Annotated in this window: 21 protein-coding genes and 1 tRNA gene; 16 read left to right on the forward strand and 6 right to left on the reverse strand. The window is 70.8% G+C overall.

Features of this window, described 5'->3' with window-relative positions:
- The first annotated feature begins 25 nt into the window (after positions 1-25).
- Entirely contained in the window at positions 26-313 is a 288-nt protein-coding gene (locus EFK50_RS12395; RefSeq protein ID WP_123227856.1) for a hypothetical protein, read from the forward strand.
- Positions 314-334: 21 nt separating this feature from the next.
- Positions 335-859, forward strand: a complete 525-nt coding sequence (locus EFK50_RS12400; RefSeq protein ID WP_123227857.1) for a ferritin — start codon at positions 335-337, stop codon at positions 857-859.
- A 64-nt stretch (positions 860-923) separates the two neighbouring features.
- Here the strand turns inward: EFK50_RS12400 and EFK50_RS12405 are convergent, their stop codons facing one another.
- On the reverse strand, positions 924-2,585 hold the full coding sequence (locus tag EFK50_RS12405) for a dolichyl-phosphate-mannose--protein mannosyltransferase (RefSeq protein ID WP_246004137.1): 1,662 nt from the start codon (positions 2,583-2,585) through the stop codon (positions 924-926).
- Positions 2,586-2,637: 52 nt separating this feature from the next.
- Here EFK50_RS12405 and rsmI point away from each other — a divergent pair, with 52 nt between their 5' ends.
- From rsmI to EFK50_RS12440, 7 genes are all read left to right on the forward strand, one after another.
- Positions 2,638-3,495, forward strand: a complete 858-nt coding sequence (gene rsmI / locus EFK50_RS12410; protein ID WP_123227859.1) for a 16S rRNA (cytidine(1402)-2'-O)-methyltransferase — start codon at positions 2,638-2,640, stop codon at positions 3,493-3,495.
- Entirely contained in the window at positions 3,492-4,358 is an 867-nt protein-coding gene (locus tag EFK50_RS12415) for a TatD family hydrolase (RefSeq protein ID WP_123227860.1), read from the forward strand. Before rsmI ends, EFK50_RS12415 begins: the two co-directional genes overlap by 4 nt.
- Positions 4,359-4,579: 221 nt before the next feature.
- Positions 4,580-5,692: a resuscitation-promoting factor gene (locus tag EFK50_RS22820; RefSeq protein WP_183407797.1), complete on the forward strand. Its 1,113-nt coding sequence runs from the start codon at positions 4,580-4,582 to the stop codon at positions 5,690-5,692.
- A 163-nt stretch (positions 5,693-5,855) separates the two neighbouring features.
- Positions 5,856-6,701 carry a 16S rRNA (adenine(1518)-N(6)/adenine(1519)-N(6))-dimethyltransferase RsmA gene (gene rsmA, locus EFK50_RS12425; protein WP_123228645.1) on the forward strand — a complete coding sequence of 282 codons (846 nt, stop codon included), beginning with the start codon at positions 5,856-5,858 and terminating at the stop codon, positions 6,699-6,701.
- The gene (locus EFK50_RS12430) at positions 6,698-7,612 is read left to right on the forward strand and encodes a 4-(cytidine 5'-diphospho)-2-C-methyl-D-erythritol kinase (protein WP_123227862.1); all 915 of its coding nucleotides are present in this window, start codon (positions 6,698-6,700) and stop codon (positions 7,610-7,612) included. The genes rsmA and EFK50_RS12430 overlap by 4 nt, the downstream gene beginning before the upstream one ends.
- A gap of 34 nt (positions 7,613-7,646) precedes the next feature.
- The gene (locus tag EFK50_RS12435) at positions 7,647-9,428 is read left to right on the forward strand and encodes an ABC-F family ATP-binding cassette domain-containing protein (RefSeq protein ID WP_123227863.1); all 1,782 of its coding nucleotides are present in this window, start codon (positions 7,647-7,649) and stop codon (positions 9,426-9,428) included.
- Positions 9,429-9,482: 54 nt separating this feature from the next.
- Positions 9,483-10,127: a LysE family translocator gene (locus tag EFK50_RS12440; RefSeq protein WP_123227864.1), complete on the forward strand. Its 645-nt coding sequence runs from the start codon at positions 9,483-9,485 to the stop codon at positions 10,125-10,127.
- Positions 10,128-10,145: 18 nt separating this feature from the next.
- Here EFK50_RS12440 and EFK50_RS12445 read toward each other — a convergent pair whose 3' ends face one another.
- Complete coding sequence (locus tag EFK50_RS12445) at positions 10,146-11,174, reverse strand: helix-turn-helix transcriptional regulator (protein ID WP_221177368.1); 1,029 nt, start codon at positions 11,172-11,174, stop codon at positions 10,146-10,148.
- A gap of 114 nt (positions 11,175-11,288) precedes the next feature.
- On the opposite strand from EFK50_RS12445, the gene EFK50_RS12450 reads away from it, so the two are divergent.
- Positions 11,289-11,603, forward strand: a complete 315-nt coding sequence (locus EFK50_RS12450; protein WP_123227865.1) for a hypothetical protein — start codon at positions 11,289-11,291, stop codon at positions 11,601-11,603.
- On the opposite strand, the gene EFK50_RS12455 is transcribed toward EFK50_RS12450, so the two are convergent.
- Positions 11,575-12,072, reverse strand: a complete 498-nt coding sequence (locus EFK50_RS12455; protein ID WP_123227866.1) for a MarR family winged helix-turn-helix transcriptional regulator — start codon at positions 12,070-12,072, stop codon at positions 11,575-11,577. The genes EFK50_RS12450 and EFK50_RS12455 overlap by 29 nt on opposite strands.
- A 78-nt stretch (positions 12,073-12,150) precedes the next feature.
- On the opposite strand from EFK50_RS12455, the gene EFK50_RS12460 reads away from it, so the two are divergent.
- Positions 12,151-12,543: a VOC family protein gene (locus tag EFK50_RS12460; RefSeq protein WP_123227867.1), complete on the forward strand. Its 393-nt coding sequence runs from the start codon at positions 12,151-12,153 to the stop codon at positions 12,541-12,543.
- A 15-nt stretch (positions 12,544-12,558) separates the two neighbouring features.
- Here the strand turns inward: EFK50_RS12460 and EFK50_RS12465 are convergent, their stop codons facing one another.
- Positions 12,559-13,155, reverse strand: a complete 597-nt coding sequence (locus EFK50_RS12465) for a TetR/AcrR family transcriptional regulator (protein WP_123227868.1) — start codon at positions 13,153-13,155, stop codon at positions 12,559-12,561.
- A gap of 89 nt (positions 13,156-13,244) precedes the next feature.
- Between EFK50_RS12465 and EFK50_RS12470 the strand changes: the two genes are divergently transcribed.
- Complete coding sequence (locus EFK50_RS12470) at positions 13,245-13,817, forward strand: DinB family protein (RefSeq protein WP_123227869.1); 573 nt, start codon at positions 13,245-13,247, stop codon at positions 13,815-13,817.
- Here EFK50_RS12470 and EFK50_RS12475 read toward each other — a convergent pair.
- Entirely contained in the window at positions 13,807-14,766 is a 960-nt protein-coding gene (locus tag EFK50_RS12475; RefSeq protein ID WP_123227870.1) for an acyl-CoA desaturase, read from the reverse strand. The genes EFK50_RS12470 and EFK50_RS12475 overlap by 11 nt on opposite strands.
- 167 nt (positions 14,767-14,933) lie before the next feature.
- On the opposite strand from EFK50_RS12475, the gene EFK50_RS12480 reads away from it, so the two are divergent.
- Positions 14,934-15,794 carry a thioesterase family protein gene (locus EFK50_RS12480; protein WP_123227871.1) on the forward strand — a complete coding sequence of 287 codons (861 nt, stop codon included), beginning with the start codon at positions 14,934-14,936 and terminating at the stop codon, positions 15,792-15,794.
- Positions 15,795-15,796: 2 nt separating this feature from the next.
- Here the strand turns inward: EFK50_RS12480 and EFK50_RS12485 are convergent, their stop codons facing one another.
- Positions 15,797-16,786, reverse strand: coding sequence for a glycosyltransferase domain-containing protein (locus EFK50_RS12485; protein ID WP_123227872.1), 990 nt, complete (start codon positions 16,784-16,786; stop codon positions 15,797-15,799).
- A gap of 94 nt (positions 16,787-16,880) precedes the next feature.
- Between EFK50_RS12485 and EFK50_RS12490 the strand changes: the two genes are divergently transcribed.
- The 3 genes from EFK50_RS12490 (at position 16,881) to EFK50_RS12500 (ending at position 18,495) form a co-directional block, all read left to right on the forward strand.
- Entirely contained in the window at positions 16,881-17,855 is a 975-nt protein-coding gene (locus tag EFK50_RS12490; protein WP_123227873.1) for an NAD-dependent epimerase/dehydratase family protein, read from the forward strand.
- A 74-nt stretch (positions 17,856-17,929) separates the two neighbouring features.
- Positions 17,930-18,008, forward strand: a tRNA-Gln gene (locus tag EFK50_RS12495).
- Positions 18,009-18,045: 37 nt separating this feature from the next.
- Complete coding sequence (locus EFK50_RS12500) at positions 18,046-18,495, forward strand: SRPBCC family protein (protein WP_183407798.1); 450 nt, start codon at positions 18,046-18,048, stop codon at positions 18,493-18,495.

Here is an 18,495-nt window from a genome sequence, read left to right on the forward strand (position 1 = left end):
CTAAGCGAATGTTAGGGTCCTCGGCGTGGGCAAGGCCATCAAGCTTCCGAAGACGAAGTGCTGCGTGTCGAAATCACGCTGCGATCGCTGCCCCCTGCGCATGCTCAAGGAAGGCGACCTCCCCACCGGATACGGTGTGCACAGGCGCGCGCTCGTCCGGGTGGACTCCGAGGGCCGACCGCTGACCAAGAAGACGGCCAAGAAGGTCCGTCCGAAGGTCAAGGTCACCAAGAAGATCACCAAGTCCGAGCTGGCCGCCGCCGTGAAGATCCAGAAGAAGAAGTCGGGCAAGAAGAAGTCTCTGGCCGCCTGACCCCAACCGGGAGGACCCGCCGTGACCGCACCTCGATTCGCTGCCCAGCTCAACGAGCAGATCGGCAACGAGTTCGCCGCCCACCAGCAGTACATCGCGTGCGCGATCCACTACGACGCCCTAACGATGCCGCAGATGGCCGCCTTCTTCTACGGTCAGGCGCTCGAGGAGCGCGACCACGCGATGATGATGGTGCAGTTCCTGCTCGACACCGACTGCGAGGTGCAGATCCCGGGCGTCGAGGCGCCGCTGACCGCGTTCGAGTCGATCGTCGCGCCGGTGGAGCTGGCGCTGGCCCAGGAGAAGCGGGTCTCCGAGCAGATCTTCGCGCTCACCCGCACGGCCCGCGAGGAGAACGACTTCGCCGCCGAGCAGTTCATGCAGTGGTTCATCAAGGAGCAGGTCGAAGAGGTCTCGACCATGAACGACCTGCTCACCGTGGTGACCCGTGCCAAGGACGACGTCAACGCGATCGAGGAGTACATGCGGCGCGAGCAGGGCGGCGAGGGCGCCGACGCCACCGCGCCCCCGATCGCCGGCGTCTGACGAGAACAGCCGACTCAACGGGTCGGAACGGCCTCTTGAACGGGCAAGAAGGGCCTCTTCGACGTCAGATCCAGCGGGAGAACCAGATCCGCTGCATCCACTCGGACTCGGTGAGCAGGCCGTCGGTGTAGATCGGCCAGAACCAGGCGAAGTTCACCGCGATGGTCACGACGATCGCGCCGGCGGCGATCGCGCCGATCCGGCGTCTCCGGGTGCCCGGTGCCGCACGGCCGAGGATCTCGCCGAGGAGCAGCACCGCGCCGAGGATCAGGAACGGCTCGATCACGATTGCGTAGTAGCTGAAGATCGGGCGGTCGTCGTACCGGAGCCAGGGCAGCCAGGTGACCAGGACGCCGACCACGACGATGCCGTAGCGCCAGTCGCGCTTGCCGATCCAGCAGACCGCCGACCAGAGGAACGCGATCGTCGCGAACCACCACAGTGCCGGGGTGCCGAGCAGGATCACCTGGCGCAGGCAGGTCTCCGAGCCGGTCGCGTCGCAGCCCTGCGCGCCCTGGGCGATGTCGAGCTGCGCGTCCACGCCGACCGGGCGGTTCAGGACCAGCCAGCCCAGCGGGTTCGACTGGTAGACGTGGTGGGCGTCGTTGAGGAAGTGCGTGTGGAACGTGTACACGTCGTGGTGGTAGTGCCACAGCGACCGGAGCGACTGGAAGAGCTCGGGGAAGAACCCGTGCGCGTCGGTCTTGATGTAGCTGCCCCAGTAGGGCCCGTACTGGGTGTTGGAGAGGTGCTGCTCGTAGACGTCGGCGTGCATCAGCCAGCCGGTCCAGCTCACGACGTACACGATCAGCGGCAGCACGACGACGTAGAGCAGCGCCGGCGCGGCGTCGATCAGCGCCGACTTCACCCACGCCCACCGGATGCCGAAGGAGCGGCGCGCGCCGGAGCTCCAGAGCCAGAAGAGGATGCCGAACGCGGCCAGCGGGAAGATCGAGGACCACTTGGTGCCGATCGCCAGCCCCCACCAGACCCCGGTGGCGAGCAGCCAGGGCCGCCAGAGCACCCGCGGCCCCCAGCCGGACAGGGTGCCGTTGGTGTCCGCCGCCAGCCGGGCCAGCCGGGCGCGGAACCAGTCCCGGTCCGCGACCAGGCAGCTGACCGCGCAGAGCACGAAGAACGCTTGGAAGATGTCCAGCAGCGCGAGCCGGGAGAGCACCAGCTGCAGGCCGTCGAAGGTCATCAGGAGGCCGGCGACCAGGCCGAGCATCGTCGAGCCGGTCACCCGGCGGGCGAGCCGGATCATCACGAAGACCATCAGCGAGCCGACGATCGCCGGGGCGAACCGCCAGCCCGACGGGTCCATTCCGAAGATCAGCTCGCCGAGCCCGATCAGCCACTTGCCGACCTCGGGGTGCACCACCATGCTCGGGTCGTTGGTCCAGAGGCCGTGCAGGTCGCCGGCGAGGATCTTGGTGTCCGCGCCCTCGACGTACCCGCTGACGTAGCCCTTGTGGACCAGCGACCAGGCGTCCTTGGCGTAGTACGTCTCGTCGAAGAGGAACGAACTCGGTTTGCTCAGGTCCTGGAGCCGGAGGAACGCGGCGATGAAGGTGATCCCCAGGGTGGCGGCCCACGAGATCACCGGGTCGAGGTCGCGTGCCCGGGGCTTCGCGCGCTCGGTGGCGGTCGGGACCCGATCGCCCTGCGCGGTCCGGGAGAGGGTCGTCACGGAGACGGTCTCCTCCTCCACGTCTGCTCGCGCCACGGCGCCCACCCTACGAGGTCGAGCGCAGCGACCGGACTGACATGATCGGGACATGACCGATTCTGAGACGGCAGGCGTGCTGGTCCTCGCCGGCACCCCCATCGGTCGGGTGGAGGACGCGCCGCCCCGATTGGCCCGCGAGCTCGCCGAGGCGGACGTGATCGCTGCCGAGGACACCCGCCGGCTCAAGCGGCTCACCAGCGACCTCGGCATCGAGCCCGCCGGCCGGGTGATCTCGTACTTCGAGGGCAACGAGCAGGGCCGGACGCCGCAGCTGCTGGAGCTGCTACGGGCCGGGGATCGCGTGGTGCTGGTGACCGATGCCGGGATGCCGAGCGTCTCCGACCCGGGCTACCGGCTGGTCGCGGCGGCCGTCGAGGCCGGGATCGAGGTGACCTCGGTGCCGGGGCCTTCGGCGGTGCTCACCGCGCTCGCCGTCAGCGGGCTCCCGGTCGACCGGTTCTGCTTCGAGGGCTTCCTGCCGCGCAAGCCGGGGGAGCGCTCGCGCCGCCTGGCCGGACTGGCGTCCGAGAGCCGGACGATGGTGTTCTTCGAGGCGCCGCACCGGACCGAGGCCGCCCTGGCGGCGATGGCGACCGCGTTCGGGGCCGACCGGGCCGCGGCGGTCTGCCGGGAGCTGACCAAGACCCATGAAGAGGTACGCCGCGACGGTCTGGGCGCGCTGGCCGCCTGGGCCGCGGACGGCATCCGCGGCGAGGTGACCATCGTGGTCACCGGTGCTCCCGAGAGCGGCCCCGTCGACGACCCGGAGACCCTGGTCGCCTGGGTCGCCGAGGAGGAGCTGCTCGGGGCGACCCGCAAGGACGCCATCGCGGAGGTGGCGCGCCGGGCCGGCGTCCCGAAGCGCGAGGTGTACGACCTGGTCCACAACAAGAAGGCAGCCCGATGACCCGCACCGCCCAGCGAGCCGGAGACCGCCCCGAACCGCCGGAGCCGCTCCCGCACCCGGTCGTGGACAACCACTGCCACCTGGACATCGGGGCTCACGACGGTCCCGGCGAACCGGTCCCGGTCCTCGACGCGCTCGCCCGCTCGGCGGCGGTCGGGGTCCCGCGGATCGTGCAGATCGGCTGCGACCTGCCCGGTGCCCGCTGGGCTGTCGAGACCGCGCGGGAGCACCCGGCGATCGTCGCCGGCGTGGCGCTCCACCCCAACGAAGCCCCTCGGCTCGATGCCGACGGCCGGCTGGACGCGGCATGGGCGGAGATCGCAGAGCTCGCCACCGACCCGCGGGTGCGCGCCGTCGGCGAGACCGGCCTGGACAACTTCCGGACCGGTGCGGACGGCCGGGAGGCCCAGGTCCGGTCGTTCCGCCGGCACATCGAGCTCGCCCACGAGCTCGACAAGACCCTGGTGATCCACGACCGGGACGCGCACGCCGAGGTGCTCGAGGTCCTCGACGAGGTCGGACCGCCGCCGCGCTGGGTGATGCACTGCTTCTCCGGGGACGCCGCGTTCGCGGAGCGGTGCCTGGAGCGCGGCGCGCACCTGTCGTTCGCGGGCACGGTGACGTTCAAGAACGCGGAGCCGCTGCGGGAGGCGCTCCGGGTCACGCCGCTGGACAGGATCCTGGTGGAGACCGACGCCCCGTTCCTGACGCCCGAGCCGTGGCGCGGCCGGCCCAACGCGTCGTACCTGATCCCGACCACGGTCCGGGCGATGGCCACGACCCGGGGGACCGACCTTCTCGAGCTCTGCCGGGCGATCGAGGCAAACACCGACCGGGCCTTCGGCGGGGCCTGGGGCGCGTGACCCAGGCCACAATTCGGACTTCTCGGCGTGACCTGGACCACGGCGACACGCTCAACGACGCGCTAGCGGTTTGCTAACTCCTTGTTAGCAATGTCAGGGTCAACCCCGTTGGCCGGGAACGGGGAAGTAGGACATCTCGGACATCGCCGCAGCAAGCGACGCGAACAGCGCCGTAGGCGATGCGCCCCCCGTGGACCGGAGAGTCCGAACATCGGAGAACCGTGCGCGCCACCCTCACGCACATCATCAGCAGCAAGGCCTGGCTCGTCGGCCTGGTCGGCACCATCGCCGTCGCCCTCGTGGCGACCACCGCCGGCTACTTCACGATGACGAGCACCGTCACCCTCTCGATCGACGGCAAGGACCGCACCGTGCGCACCTTCGGCGACGACGTCGCCGGCGTGCTGGCCGGTGAGGGCATCGAGCTCGCCTCGCGGGACGTGGTCGTCCCGTCCCTCGACTCCGCCGTCGACGACGGCAGCCAGATCAACGTCCGGTACAGCCGCCCGCTGGCGGTCAGCATCGACGGCAAGAGCAAGACGTACTGGACGACGGCGACCAAGGTCGACTCGGCCCTCGCCCAGCTCGGCATCCGGTCCGGCAAGGTTGCTCTGTCCGCCAGCCGGAGCGCATCGATCAGCCGTGAGGGCATGGCCCTGCTGATCACCACGCCGAAGAAGTTCGTCGTCAAGCTCGGCGCCGCCGCCCCGCGCAAGGTCACCGTCGCGGCTCCCGACGTGCGCAGCCTGCTGGACGGGTTGAACGCGCCGTACGACGCCGACGACATCGTGCGCCCGGCACTGACCGCGCCGCTGCAGGCCGGCGACAAGGTGACCCTGATCCGGGTGCGTGCGGTCCGCAAGCACGTCGCCCGCGAGCGGGTCGCCCCGCCGGTCACCGAGCGTGCCGACGCGTCGATGTACGTCGGCGAGCGCGAGACCGTCACGGCCGGCCGCGCCGGAGTCCGCTCGGTCACCTACCGCGTCGTGTTCCGCAACGCCAAGGTCTTCCGCAAGGTCGTCGTGAAGCAGACCGTGCTGCGTGCGCCGAAGGCGTCCGTCGTCAAGGTCGGCACCAAGCAGATGCCCGCCAGCACCGCCAACGGCGGCGCCTGGGACCGGATCGCCCAGTGCGAGTCCGGCGGCAACTGGCACATCAACACCGGCAACGGCTACTACGGCGGCCTCCAGTTCTCGCTCGGCACCTGGCGTGCCAACGGCGGCGTCGGCTACCCGCACCAGGCCAGTCGCGAGCAGCAGATCGCCGTCGCCGAGCGCGTCCGCAAGGCCTCCGGTGGGTATGGAGCCTGGCCCCACTGCGGAAAGCTCGCGTAGCCGCCATACGCGGCACCTGGCCGCGTTGTCGTCGCTCGAAGTCCGCTCCGCAAGAGGACTCCTTCGCTCCTCCGCCTTGCCCTGCACCACGTCTGACGACTACGTACCTGTCGGTCACGGATACTCTTCGTCCGTGACCGACAGTGCTGCCTCCCCGCCGACGATGCTGGGGGCGGCGGAGATCCGGACCCTCGCTGCCGGGCTGGATCTGCGGCCGACGAAGCAGAAGGGCCAGAACTTCGTCATCGACGGCAACACCGTACGGCGGATCGTGACCGACTCCGGGATCACCGGCGACGACGTCGTGCTCGAGGTGGGTCCCGGGCTGGGGTCGCTGACCCTGGCGCTGCTCGCGGTCGCCCGCCGGGTGATCGCGGTGGAGATCGACCCGCTGCTCGCGGGCGCACTGCCGGCCACGATCGCCGCTCACGCCCCGGACCAGGTCGATGCGTTCGAGGTCGTCCTCGCCGACGCGCTGCGGATCACCGAGGTCCCCGGGCCGGCGCCCACCGCCCTGGTCGCGAACCTGCCGTACAACGTCTCGGTCCCGGTGCTACTGCACCTGCTGGCGCTGCTGCCCTCGCTGGAGCGCGGGATGGTGATGGTGCAGGCCGAGGTCGCCGACCGGCTGGCCGCGGTCCCCGGATCCAAGACGTACGGCGTCCCGTCGGTCAAGGCCTCCTGGTACGCCGACGTCCGCCGGGCGGGCTCGATCGGCCGCAACGTGTTCTGGCCGGCCCCGAACGTGGACTCCGGGCTCGTCGCCTGGACCCGACGCGAGCCGCCTGCGACCACCGCCACCCGGGAGCAGGTGTTCGCGGTCGTCGACGCGGCCTTCGCGCACCGGCGCAAGGCGCTGCGGCCGTCGTTGCGCGACCTGGCCGGCTCCGCCGAGGCGGCCGAAGCAGCGCTGGCCCGCGCCGGCATCGACCCGATGGCCCGGGGCGAGCAGCTCAGGATCGACGAGTTCGTCAGGATCGCCGAGGCCCTCGGCGCGGAGGCGGCATGACCGCCCCGACCTCCGCGCGCTCGGTCACCGTCCGCGCGCCCGCGAAGATCAACCTGGTCCTCGGGGTTGGTCCGGTCCGTGACGACGGCTACCACCCGCTGGACACCGTCTACCAGGCGATCAGCCTGTACGACGACATCACCGTCAGCACGGCCGCCGGCTGGTCGGTCGGCGTCGAGCCGATCGGCGACGTCGACGTCTCCGAGGTGCCGCTCGACGAGACCAACATCGTCGTCCGGGCCGGCGTGCTGCTGACCGAGCACCACGGGATCGCCCGGCGGGCGTCGATCGGGATCAGCAAGGGCATCCCGGTCGCCGGCGGGATGGCCGGCGGGAGTGCCGACGCCGCCGCGACCCTGGTCGCGCTGGACCGGCTGTGGGACCTGCGGACCAGTGACGAGGACCTGCTGGCGATCGCTGCGGAGCTCGGCAGCGACGTACCGTTCGCGCTCCTCGGCGGGACCGCGCACGGGACCGGTCGCGGTGAGCTGGTGGAGTCGGTCGGCGACGCCGGCACCTGGTGGTGGGTGGTGGTGCCGAACGCGACCGGGATGTCGACACCGGCGGTCTACGCGGCCTTCGACGACCATGGCGGCGGTGGCAGCGACTCGGCCGCCGTGCTCGCGGCGCTGGCGGGCACCGACCTCGACGCCCTCACCGCGGGCGTCCGCAACGACCTGCAATCCGTCGCGCTGGAGCTCCGGGCGGACCTGCGCCTGACCGAGTCCGACCTGGTCGGCGCGGGAGCGCGGGCCGCTCTGCTGTCCGGCTCCGGTCCGACGTTCCTCGGGCTGGTCGAGGACCAGGACTCCGCGCACGAGGTGCGTGAGGCGCTGCTCGACGCCGGCCATCCCGGCGTCCTGGTCGCGACCGGTCCGGTCGCCGGCGCCCACGTCGTCCAGTACGCCTAGCCAGAACGCCCGACTCAACGATGAAAGATAGTGCATGAGCAACCTGCTCAACCTCGAGAAGGTCTCCAAGTCCTTCGGCATCCGGATCCTGCTCGACGAGATCAGCCTCGGCGTGGGGGTCGGGGAGCGGATCGGCATCGTCGGGCGCAACGGCGACGGCAAGACCACCCTGCTGAACCTGATGACCGGCCGCGAGGAGCCCGACAGCGGCCGGGTCTCGCGCTCCCGCGACCTGCACCTGGGGTACCTCGACCAGCGCGACCTGCTCGACGACACCCACACCGTCCGCGAGGTCGTCCTCGGCGGCAAGGCGGACCACGAGTGGGCGGCGGACGCGACCACCCGTGAGGTCGTCGAGGTGCTCCTGGACGGGATCGGCCTGGACCGCGAGGTGCACGGGCTCTCCGGCGGTGAGCGCCGGCGCTGCTCGCTCGCGAAGCTGCTGCTCGAGCCGGACGACCTGCTGATCCTCGACGAGCCGACCAACCACCTCGACGTCGAGGCGATCGCCTGGCTCGCCGACCACCTCAAGCGTCGTACGTCGGCCCTGGTCGTCGTCACCCACGACCGGTGGTTCCTCGACGAGGTCTGCGAGCAGACCTGGGAGGTCCACGACGGCACCATCGACTACTACGAGGGCGGGTACGCCGCCTTCGTGCTCGCCAAGAACGAGCGGATGCGGCAGGCGGCCGCCAGCGAGCAGCGCCGGCAGAACCTGATGCGCAAGGAGCTCGCCTGGTTGCGCCGCGGCGCGCCCGCCCGTACGTCGAAGCCCAAGTTCCGCATCGACGCCGCCAACGAGCTGATCGCCGACGAGCCGCCGCCGCGGGACCGGCTGGCGCTGGAGCGGTTCGCCACCCAGCGCCTCGGCAAGGACGTGATCGACGTCGAGGACGTCGACCTGGTCCGGGGCGAGCGCACTCTCCTCCAGCACGCCACCTGGCGGCTCGGTCCGGGCGACCGGGTCGGTGTCGTCGGCGTCAACGGCGCCGGCAAGACCTCGCTGCTCTCGCTGGTCTCCGGGACGCTCGCGCCGACCAGGGGAAAGGTGAAGCAGGGCAGGACGGTGGCGCTGCAGCACCTGACCCAGAACGTGACCCCCGAGGACCCGAGCCAACGGGTGCTCGGCGCGATCGAGGACATCCGCCGGGTCGCGAAGAACGCCGGCGGGCAGGAGATCTCGGCGACCTCGATGCTGGAACGGTTCGGCTTCACCGGCGACCGGCTGACGGCTCGCCTCGGCGACCTCTCCGGTGGTGAGCGGCGGCGCTTCCAGCTGCTCAAGCTGCTGCTCTCCGAGCCGAACGTGCTGCTGCTCGACGAGCCGACCAACGACCTGGACATCGAGACGCTCGCGGTCCTGGAGGACTTCCTGGACGGGTGGCCCGGGACGCTGATCGTGGTCTCCCACGACCGGTACTTCCTGGAGCGGGTCACCGACTCGATCTGGGCGCTGATGGGCGACGGGACCATCGGGATGCTGGCCAACGGGGTCGACCAGTACCTGGAGCTGCGGAAGTCGCAGGCCGCTCTTGTGGGCTCGGACATCGAGCCTGTCGAGATGCCCGGTGGTAGCGCCAAGTCCAAGGCGAGGATCGGCGGCGCCGAGGAGCGCGCGGCTCGCAAGACGATCGCCCGGGTCGAGAAGCAGATCGCCCGGCTGCTGGCGAGGGAGACCGAGCTGAACACCGCGATCGCCGAGGTCGCCGACGACTACGAGGCGATGGCGAAGCTGGCCGAGGAGCTGCGCGCCGCCCAGGCCGAGCGGGACGTCCTGGAGCTGGAGTGGCTGGAGGCTTCGGCCGTCCTCGAGTGAGACAGCGGCCGGATATGGCTCGACCGCCGGGGGTGCCGTCGGTACCGTGACCGGGTGATCTCGATCGACCAGTTCCTGACGTTCGGCCTCGCCGCGTTCATCATCATCGTGATCCCGGGACCGAGCGTGGTGTTCGTCGTCGGCCGGGCGCTCGCCTACGGCCGCGGGGTCGCGCTGGCCTCGGTGATCGGCAACACCCTCGGACTGGTCACGATCGTGGTGCTCGTCGCGGCCGGCCTCGGCGTGATCGTGCAGGAGTCGATCGTGGTGTTCACGATCCTCAAGCTCGCCGGGGCGGCGTACCTGATCTACCTCGGTGTCGAAGCGGTACGTCGGCGCAAGGAGTTCCTGACCGCGGGCGGTCCCGACGACGCCGGGCCGCGGATGACCTGGCCGCGCGCGATCCGGCAGGGCTTCGTCGTCGGCGCGTCGAACCCCAAGGGCTACATGATGATGGCGGCCGTACTGCCGCAGTTCATCGACCGTGGCGAGGGTCACCTGCAGCTGCAGATGCTGCTGCTCGGCCTGGTGGCCACCACGATCGGCCTGCTCTCGGACAGCATCTGGGCGCTGATCGCCTCGCAGCTGCGGACCTGGTTCAACCGCTCCGCCAAGCGCGGCGAGGCGATGGGGACGGTCGGCGGCGTCTCGATGATCGGCCTCGGCGTCGCGCTCGCCGTCACCGGCGACGGACACTGACCTCGGGCCGGGCCGCGCTCAGGCGGCTCCGGCGATCCGGGCCAGCAGCACCTGCCGGGTGCGCGCCCCGGCCTTTGCCAGTACCGCCTTCACGTGGTCGTTGACGGTGTGCTCGGAGAGGAAGAGCTGTCCGGCGATCTCGCGGGTGTCCAGACCGATGCCGAGCAGGCCGATCACCTGGGCCTCGCGGTCCGAGAGACCGTGCGCCCGGGCGAACAGGTCGAGTCGCTCGGCGGTGGTGGCGGGCTCGATCGAGACCGCGATCTCCGCGCCGAGCCGGGACGCCTTCACCGTCACCCAGCGGCTGCCGCCGAGGTGCACCCGGGACCACGGCTCGCCGACCGGGATGCCGGCTTCCTCGGCGAGGAGCGCGGCGGCGAGGTTGTAGGCGGCCGCCGGGATCGGTGCCCGGAGCTCGTCCGGCGGGAGCAGCGTGAACAGCGCGGTGGCGGCGCCCTCGGTCAGCTGGTGGACGACCAGGTCCGGCCCCAGCAGCACGACCGCCGGCCCGACCGGGAGCAGCTGCTCGGCCGGGTCGACGAAGGTGCGGGCGAGGGCGGCCCGCAGGCCGGCGGTCACCGGGCCGACCAGGCCGGTCAGCACGGCGAGGTCGGCGGCGGTGAACGGCTCCGTCGTACGCCACAGGTCGAGGTACGCCCAGGTCCCGTACGGGTCGGCGAAGGCGACCGTCGCGGTGTCCACGACGCCGACCTCCCGCAGCACGTGCTGCCAGAGCGGCGAGTCCGATGCGTCGCCGGTGCCGAGCAGGGAGGCTGCCGGTCGGCCGACCAGCTGGTCGACCCGGTTCAGCGTGGTCAGGTAGCGCCAGCGGATCGTCTCCGGGAGCCGGTCCCACGGCAGCATCGGTACGTCGGCGTGCGGGGCCGTCGCCACCCTCGTCACCGGGTCGGTGAGCGCGAAGACGTGGCCGTCGTACGGGACCGCCGGGCGCAGCAGCTCCAGCACCCGTTCGCGCAGGGCCTTCGCGGTGTGCCGCTCGGAGCACAGCCGTTCGATCCGGCCGTTCAGGCCGCCTGTCGCCCTCACCCGCCCCACCCTAGGGGCGTGCCGGAGGCGGCGGAATCCCCAGGATCAGGGATACCGCGGCGTCGGCAGGCGGCACAGGCTGGTGGTCCGATCCGGCAACCCGAGGAGCCCGTGATGATCACCTTGCACATCGAGAACACCGTCCACGACTACGAGTCCTGGAAGGCGGCCTTCGACAAGTTCGACCGCTTCCGTGCCGACCAGGGGGTGCGGTCGTACCGCCTGACCCGTCGGGTCGAGGACGGCAACCAGGTGGCGATCGACCTGACCTTCGACACCGCCGAGGAGGCGACCGCCTTCCGCGGTGCCCTGGAGCAGATCTGGCGGACGCCGCAGTCCCAGGAGCAGCTGGTGGCGCACGGTTCGCCGACGCTCCACGAGCTCGTCGAGGAGCGGGTGCCTACCGCAGCGGCCCCATCAGCCGTTTGAGCAGGCCGGCCAGGTCGCGACGCTCGGCCGCGGACAGCTCCGCAAGCAGGTCGCGCTCGCTGGCGATCAGGGTCTCGAAGGCGCCGTCGACGGCGCTCTTGCCGGAGGCCGTGAGCCCGACCAGGACGCCGCGCCGGTCGTCCGGATCAGGGGAGCGGTCGACGAAGCCGCGCTGGGTGAGCCGGTCGATCCGGTTGGTCATGGTGCCGCTGGTCACCATCGTCTCGCGGAGGAGCTGGCCGGGGCTGAGCTGGTAGGGCTCGCCGGCGCGGCGCAGCGCCGCGAGGACGTCGAACTCCCAGGGCTCGATGGACTCGGCCGTGAACGCCTCTCGCCGGGCCAGGTCGAGCAGCCGGGCGAGCCGGCTGATCCGGCTGAACACCTCGACCGGTGCCAGGTCGAGGTCGTTCCGCTCGCGCTTCCACGCCTGGACCAGGGCGTCGACCTCGTCGGACTCGCTGGCTGGCATGCAGGCATCTTAGTCGGAAAGATTCTTGATATCGAGAGAAGTCTGGGAACTGTCGGCGACCCGGGCGACGATGGCGGCATGATCGATCACTTCGGCATCAACTGCGCAGACCTGGACGCCGCCACGACGTTCTACGACACCGTGCTGGCCACCCTCGGGCACACCCGGCTCAAGGAGTTCTCCGACGACCAGGGGCACGGCGCCATCGGGTACGGCACCACCAAGCCGGACTTCTGGATCTCCCGGTTCAGCGACGACCTCGGACCCAACCGGGAGATGCACCTGGCGTTCAGCGCCCCGGACGCGGCGACGGTCCGTGCGTTCGTCGAGGCCGCGGTCGGCCTCGGGGCCGAGGTGCTGCACGAGCCGCGGCACTTCCCGGAGTACCACGACCACTACTACGGCGGGTTCGTGCGCGACCCGGACGGCAACAACGTCGAGGCGGTCTGCCACCGGGTGGCGCCGGAGTGAGCCGGGGACCGCGGATCAGTTCTTGAGCCGCAGCTCCGGCTTGGCCTCCAGCCCGGAGAGGCCGTTCCAGGCGAGGTTGACCAGGTTGGCGGCGACGACCTCCTTGGCCGGCTTGCGCGCGTCCAGCCACCACTGCCCGGTGGTGCCGACCATGCCGACCAGCATCTGCGCGTACATCGGCGCCGCCTTCGGATCGAAGCCGCGGCGCTTGAACTGGTCGACCAGGATCCCTTCGACCCGGGTGGCGATGTCGCTGATGATCGAGACGTAGGAGCCGGACGCGGACCCGAGCGGGGTGTCGCGGACCAGGATCCTGAAGCCCTCCGAGGACTGCTCGATGTAGGTGAGCAGCGCGAAGGCGGCCTGCTCGATGAGCACCCGAGGGGAATCGGCGGTCAGCGCCTGGCGCATCATGTCGAGCAGCTGCCGGACCTCGCGGTCGACGACGACGGCGTACAGGCCTTCCTTGCCGCCGAAGTGCTCGTAGACGACCGGCTTCGAGACCTCGGCGCGGGAGGCGATCTCCTCGACCGACGCCCCGTCGAAGCCCTTCTCGGAGAAGACGGTGCGGGCGATCTCGATGAGCTGCTCGCGGCGCTCGGCCGCCGTCATCCGGCTGCGGGCAGGCTTCTTGGATCGTTCGTCGCGGGAGGGCACCCGGCCATCCTGCCAGTGTCGGCACCGCTGACTAGGGTCGGAGCATGACGGACCTGAAGGCGGAGCTGCACGAGAAGCTGAGGAGCACCCGGGCGGTGCTCCTGGACAAGCTCGCGGGTCTGAGCGAGTACGACGCCCGCCGGCCGATGACCGCGAGCGGCACCAACCTGCTCGGCCTGGTCAAGCACATGACCGGCAACGAGCACGTCTACCTCGGGGAGGCGTTCGGGCGCACGCCGCCGGACGTGCTGCCGTGGGTCGCGGACGGCTCGATCTGGGACGGCGCCGACATGTGGGCGACGGCGGAGGAGTCCCGCGAGCACCTGATCGCGCTCTACGAGCGTGCCTGCGCCCACGGCGACGCCACCCTCGCCGCGCTCGACCTGGACGCGGTCGGCTCGGTGCCGCACTGGCCCGAGGAGCGCCGGGCGACGACGCTGGGCGTGCTGCTGATCCGGATGGTCAGCGAGACCGCGCAGCACGCCGGGCACGCCGATCTCTGCCGGGAGCTAATCGACGGGTCCGGGCAGGCGGACCGGGCCGAGATCGGCGACGCTGCCTACTGGGACGACTACGTCGCGACGATCCAGGCGGCCGCGGAGAGGTTCAGGAGCTGACCGGCTGCGCGCTGACCAGCTTGGCCTGGATCCGCTCGGCGACGGGCCAGCGGACCTCCTTGACCCAGCCGGCCTTCTCCAGCAGCCAGATCAGTCGCGCGGAGGTGTCCAGCTGACCGCGCTGCACGCCGTGCCGGGCGCAGGTCGGGTCGGCGTGGTGCAGGTTGTGCCAGGACTCGCCCATCGACGGGATCGCCAGCCACCAGACGTTGGCGGACTTGTCGCGGGAGACGAACGGGCGGTCGCCGATGGTGTGGCAGATCGAGTTGATCGACCAGGTCACGTGGTGCAGCAGCGCGACCCGGACCAGGGAGCCCCAGAAGAACGCGGTCAGCGCGCCCTGCCAGGACCAGGTGATCAGGCCGCCGAGGGCGGCGGGCAGCAGCATCGAGAGCAGCACGAAGGCCCAGAAGTGCCGGGAGATCCGGATCAGGTCGCGGTCCTTGAGCAGGTCCGGGGCGTACTTGCGCTGCACGGTCTGCTCGGAGTCGAAGAGCCACATCATGTGCGCGTGCCAGAAGCCCTTCCAGAGCGCGCGCAGGTTGGTGCCGTACTTCCACGGGCTGTGCGGGTCGCCGTCGCGGTCGGAGAACTTGTGGTGCTTGCGGTGGTCGGCGACCCAGCGCACCAGCGGCCCCTGGACGGCCATCGAGCCGGCGACGGCGAGGGCGTTCTTCACGAACCGATTGGGCTTGAAGGACTTGTGCGTGAAGAGCCGGTGGAAGCCGACCGTGATGCCGTGCCCGGTGAACCAGTACATCGCCCCCATGATCAGCAGGTCCGACCAGCCGAGCCAACCGCCCCAGGCGATCGGGATCGCGGCGAGCAGCGCCAGGAACGGAACGGCGATGAAGATGCCCAGAGCAACCTGTTCGGTCAGCGACTGGGTGTCGCCGCCCATGGTGGCGTGCTGGGTGATCGGCTCGTCCAGGACGGGGGAGGCGGTCATCGTTCATCCTTCACGGAGGTGCCCCTACGGGCAGGTCTCCACCGGCATGGAGACGCAGATGCGAAAACCGTAACCTACGGCTGCGTAGGTCGGGAATCGATGAGGCCTATTGCACATCGGGCCGGGGTCCGTGACGGGGTCCGTTAGCTCGCCGGGAGAATGGCGCCATGACGCAGAGCACGCCGGCCGCCACGAAGTACGCGCTGTTCCGGGCCGAGGGAGACCTGCTGGTTCCCCAGGACATCGCCCGCAGCCTCTGGCGCGAGGACCAGATGCACGGGGTCGCCACCAGTGGCGCGCTCGCCCGTGAGCTGGAGCGGGCGGTGGCCGCGGCGGGTCGCGACGACCTGCGGCCGGCGCGCTACACCGTGGACCTCTTCCGGGCGCCGAGCATGGGTCCGTGCCGCCTGGAGTCGACCGTGGTCCGGGAGGGCTCGCGGCTGATGCTGGTCGACGCGACCCTCTCCCAGGACGGCGACATCGTGGCCCGGGGGAGCGCGATGTTCCTCAAGGCCACCGAGAACCCGCCCGGCCAGGTCTGGGCGCCCACCGACGAGCCGACCCCGCCACCGCTGGAGATCGCCCCCGTCTCCGAGGAGCCGCGGGTGCCGATCTTCTTCAGCGACGGCATCGGCTGGTCGCAGAACTTCGCCGAGCACCAGAACGGCGGCCGCAAGCAGACCTGGCAGTCGGCGCTGGCGATCGTGGTCGGGGAGAAGCCGACCCCGTTCCAGGGCCTCGCGGGTGCGGCCGACTCGACCAGCATGGTGGTGAACTGGGGCACCGAGGGCGTGCAGTACATCAACACCGACATCACCCTGGCGATCTCCCGGGTGCCGGTCAGCCAGGAGATCGGGCTGTCCGCGACCAGCTGGACCTCGCACGACGGCATCTCCACCGGTACGGCGCGGGTCTTCGACCGCCAGGGGCCGATCGGCACCAGCACGGTCACCTCGGTCTCGAACGCCCGTCGGGCGGTCGACTTCACCCAGCACGACTTCACCGAGGACTCGATCAACGGCGCCTAGGGTCAGCGCCGGGTGAGCGCCCGTCGTACGGCGTCGGCGGCGCGCTTCCCGGGCCGCCGGTCCACCTGGGCGCGCAGCCGCGCCGAGCGGTCCCGCTCGACCGCGAGCTTCCGGGTGAGGCGGTCGACCCGCTTGAGCAGCCGCTCGACCCGGGCACGCAGGTGGGCGACGCGCTCCAGCGCCTTGCGTGAGCGCTCCTGCTCCGCGTCGAGCTCCGCCCGGAGCGATGCGATCTCCGCGTTCAGCGTGGTCGTGGCGGCGAGAGGGGCGCGGATCGAGGTGCGGAACGAGTTGTTGCGCATCGAGTAGTCCCGCGCGATCACGTCCTGGTCGCTGATCCAGGTGTGCCAGGAGGACTTGTAGTTGTCCAGGTCGAGGGCGAGCACCCGCGGGACGCCGTCGAGCGCGTACCGCATCGAGAGCTGGTCGCGGCGCGAGTACCGCAGCACGTGGTTGAGCCAGGTCTGCATCGCGTCCCGGATCGACGGGGTCCAGCGCCGGGCGATGAACGCGCCCCAGTACGGACGCAGGTCGAGTACGTGCTGCTTGGACTCGGCGTAGTGGATCAGCTGCTCGTAGATCCGGGCCGGGTCGTCGAGGCCGGCGCGGGTCACCTCGTCGAACTCGGCGACCACCGTCTCCCGGTAGCTGTGGTGGATCACCGCGAGGTCGGCGTCCGCCAGCACCTCGTCCAGGATGACGGCGGGATCCTCGCTGAGCACGATCCGGTTGTCGATCCACAGCGTCTCGTCGTACTCGTCGAGCGGGTGCCCGCCTCCCATGATCTTGAGGAAGCGGCTGGAGCGGGAGGCGTCCCTCAGGAAGGCGGGTTCGATCAGGCGCACCTGCCAGGTGTTGCTGGTCAGGTCGGGGTCGTCGGTGAGGCAGATGAACGGCACGTCGGAGGTGATGGCGGCGGGCTGCTCCAGCAGCCGTTCGTAGCTGCCGATCAGCGCGGTGTACACCGCCCGCTTCGGCGGGTGGTCTGTCATCGGTTCTCCTCGAAAATCTGGTGGGGCCAAGGCTCGCACAAGCGCTGCCCCCACCTCCCGGAATCGCTAGAGTTCGCCCGGAGGGGGTGCGTTCATGGGCGTGGCACTGGTGACCGGGGTGGCCGGTTTCGTGGGTTCGGCGGTGGCGCGCGCGTACCTCGACGCCGGGCTGGACGTGCTGGGAGTCGACGCGATGAGGGCGACCTACTCGCCCGACCTCAAGCGCGACAACCTTCGCAGCCTGCTCCGAGATCCCCGATTCACCTTCCACGAGCGCGACCTGGTCCGGGATTCGGTCGCCGATCTCGTCGCCGGCGTCGACGCGGTCTCCCACCAGGCCGGCCGCGCGGGTCTGCGGGACTCCTGGCGAGGCGACTTCGGCTCCTACCTCGACGACAACGTCGCGGCCACCAAGAACCTGCTCGACGCGGTCGCCGGCGAGCCGCGGATCCGGCGGGTGGTGGTCGCGTCCTCGTCGTCGGTCTACGGCGACGCGGCGTCGTACCCGACCCGGGAGGACGCGCTGCCGACCCCGTTGAGCCCGTACGGCGTGAGCAAGCTGGCGGCCGAGCGGCTCGCCGTCGCCTACGCGTCGGCGCACGGGGTGCCGGTGGTGTGCCTGCGCTACTTCACCGTCTTCGGTCCCGGTCAGCGACCCGACATGGCGTTCCACCGGATGATCGCCGCCGCCACCGGCGGCCCGGCCTTCCCGCTCCTCGGCACCGGTGAGCAGGTCCGCGACTTCACCTACGTCGGCGACGTGGCGGAAGCGAACCTCGCCGCCCTTGCCGCGGACCCGGAGCCCGGCACGGTGCTGAACATCGCCGGCGGGGTGCAGGCGAGCGTGCTGGAGGCGCTCGACGTCGTCGCCGAGCTGGCCGGGTCCCCGGTGCGGCTGAAGCGCCGGCCGGCCGCGACGGGCGAGGCGCGCCGTACGTCCGGCGCCACCGACGCGGCGCGGGCGCTGCTCGGTTGGGAACCGCGCACGAGTCTGCGCGCCGGTCTCGAGGCGCAGTACGCCGCGCACGTGGATCAGGTCGCGCGCCTCGGTGGGTCGGTTGAGTCGTAGCCGCCCCAGAATGTGCGCCGCCCCGCAGGCGGGCGCTGTCGGCGGACCAACTCCCGATAGCCTGTGCCCTACATTCCCCGGTTGGTCTGCCGGCAGGGCCCGCCTGACTTTGAATCAGGACTAGCGACGTAGGTTCGACTCCTACCCGGGGAGCAAAGCGCCCGCTCCGCTCCTGTGCCAGGATCCTGCGGTGGCAACCATCGTGGAGCAGAGCGTCGAGATCGCGGCACCGGTCGACGAGGTGTTCGCCTACGTCGACGACTTCAGCACCACCCGGGACTGGATGTACGGGCTGCACAAGATCGAGCCGGTCACCGAGCAGCTCCGCGGCGTCGGGGCCGAGTACGACGGGGTGATGAAGGTCGGCGTCTCGCTGACCTCGCGGATCAGGTGCACCGGCTGGGAGCTGGACCGGCTGATCGAGCTCACCTCCGTCAAGGGGATCCGCAACACCCAGCGATGGACCTTCTCCGCCCTCGACGGCGACCGGACCCGCGTCGACGCCTGGATCTCCTACACCCTCCCCGGCGGGCCGGCCGGCGCCGCGATGGCCGCGGCGATGAAGCCGTTCGTCGGGATCGCGATCAAGCACACCAGCGAGACCCTGGTGCGGATGGTCGAGAGTCGGCGCGGAGCCTGA

Source organism: Nocardioides marmoriginsengisoli, from assembly GCF_003725695.1.
Classification (GTDB): Bacteria; Actinomycetota; Actinomycetes; order Propionibacteriales; family Nocardioidaceae; genus Marmoricola; species Marmoricola marmoriginsengisoli.

Coding starts and splice junctions, on each gene's coding strand:
- rsmI (WP_123227859.1), top strand. CDS start 2,638: ATGACCGATTCTGAGACGGCAGGCGTGCTGGTCCTCGCCGGCACCCCC.
- EFK50_RS12450 (WP_123227865.1), top strand. CDS start 11,289: ATGATCACCTTGCACATCGAGAACACCGTCCACGACTACGAGTCCTGG.
- EFK50_RS12415 (WP_123227860.1), top strand. CDS start 3,492: ATGACCCGCACCGCCCAGCGAGCCGGAGACCGCCCCGAACCGCCGGAG.
- EFK50_RS12455 (WP_123227866.1), bottom strand. CDS start 12,072: ATGCCAGCCAGCGAGTCCGACGAGGTCGACGCCCTGGTCCAGGCGTGG.
- EFK50_RS12430 (WP_123227862.1), top strand. CDS start 6,698: ATGACCGCCCCGACCTCCGCGCGCTCGGTCACCGTCCGCGCGCCCGCG.
- EFK50_RS12480 (WP_123227871.1), top strand. CDS start 14,934: ATGACGCAGAGCACGCCGGCCGCCACGAAGTACGCGCTGTTCCGGGCC.
- EFK50_RS12470 (WP_123227869.1), top strand. CDS start 13,245: ATGACGGACCTGAAGGCGGAGCTGCACGAGAAGCTGAGGAGCACCCGG.
- EFK50_RS12435 (WP_123227863.1), top strand. CDS start 7,647: ATGAGCAACCTGCTCAACCTCGAGAAGGTCTCCAAGTCCTTCGGCATC.
- EFK50_RS12460 (WP_123227867.1), top strand. CDS start 12,151: ATGATCGATCACTTCGGCATCAACTGCGCAGACCTGGACGCCGCCACG.
- rsmA (WP_123228645.1), top strand. CDS start 5,856: ATGCTGGGGGCGGCGGAGATCCGGACCCTCGCTGCCGGGCTGGATCTG.
- EFK50_RS12485 (WP_123227872.1), bottom strand. CDS start 16,786: ATGACAGACCACCCGCCGAAGCGGGCGGTGTACACCGCGCTGATCGGC.
- EFK50_RS12475 (WP_123227870.1), bottom strand. CDS start 14,766: ATGACCGCCTCCCCCGTCCTGGACGAGCCGATCACCCAGCACGCCACC.
- EFK50_RS12465 (WP_123227868.1), bottom strand. CDS start 13,155: ATGACGGCGGCCGAGCGCCGCGAGCAGCTCATCGAGATCGCCCGCACC.
- EFK50_RS12490 (WP_123227873.1), top strand. CDS start 16,881: ATGGGCGTGGCACTGGTGACCGGGGTGGCCGGTTTCGTGGGTTCGGCG.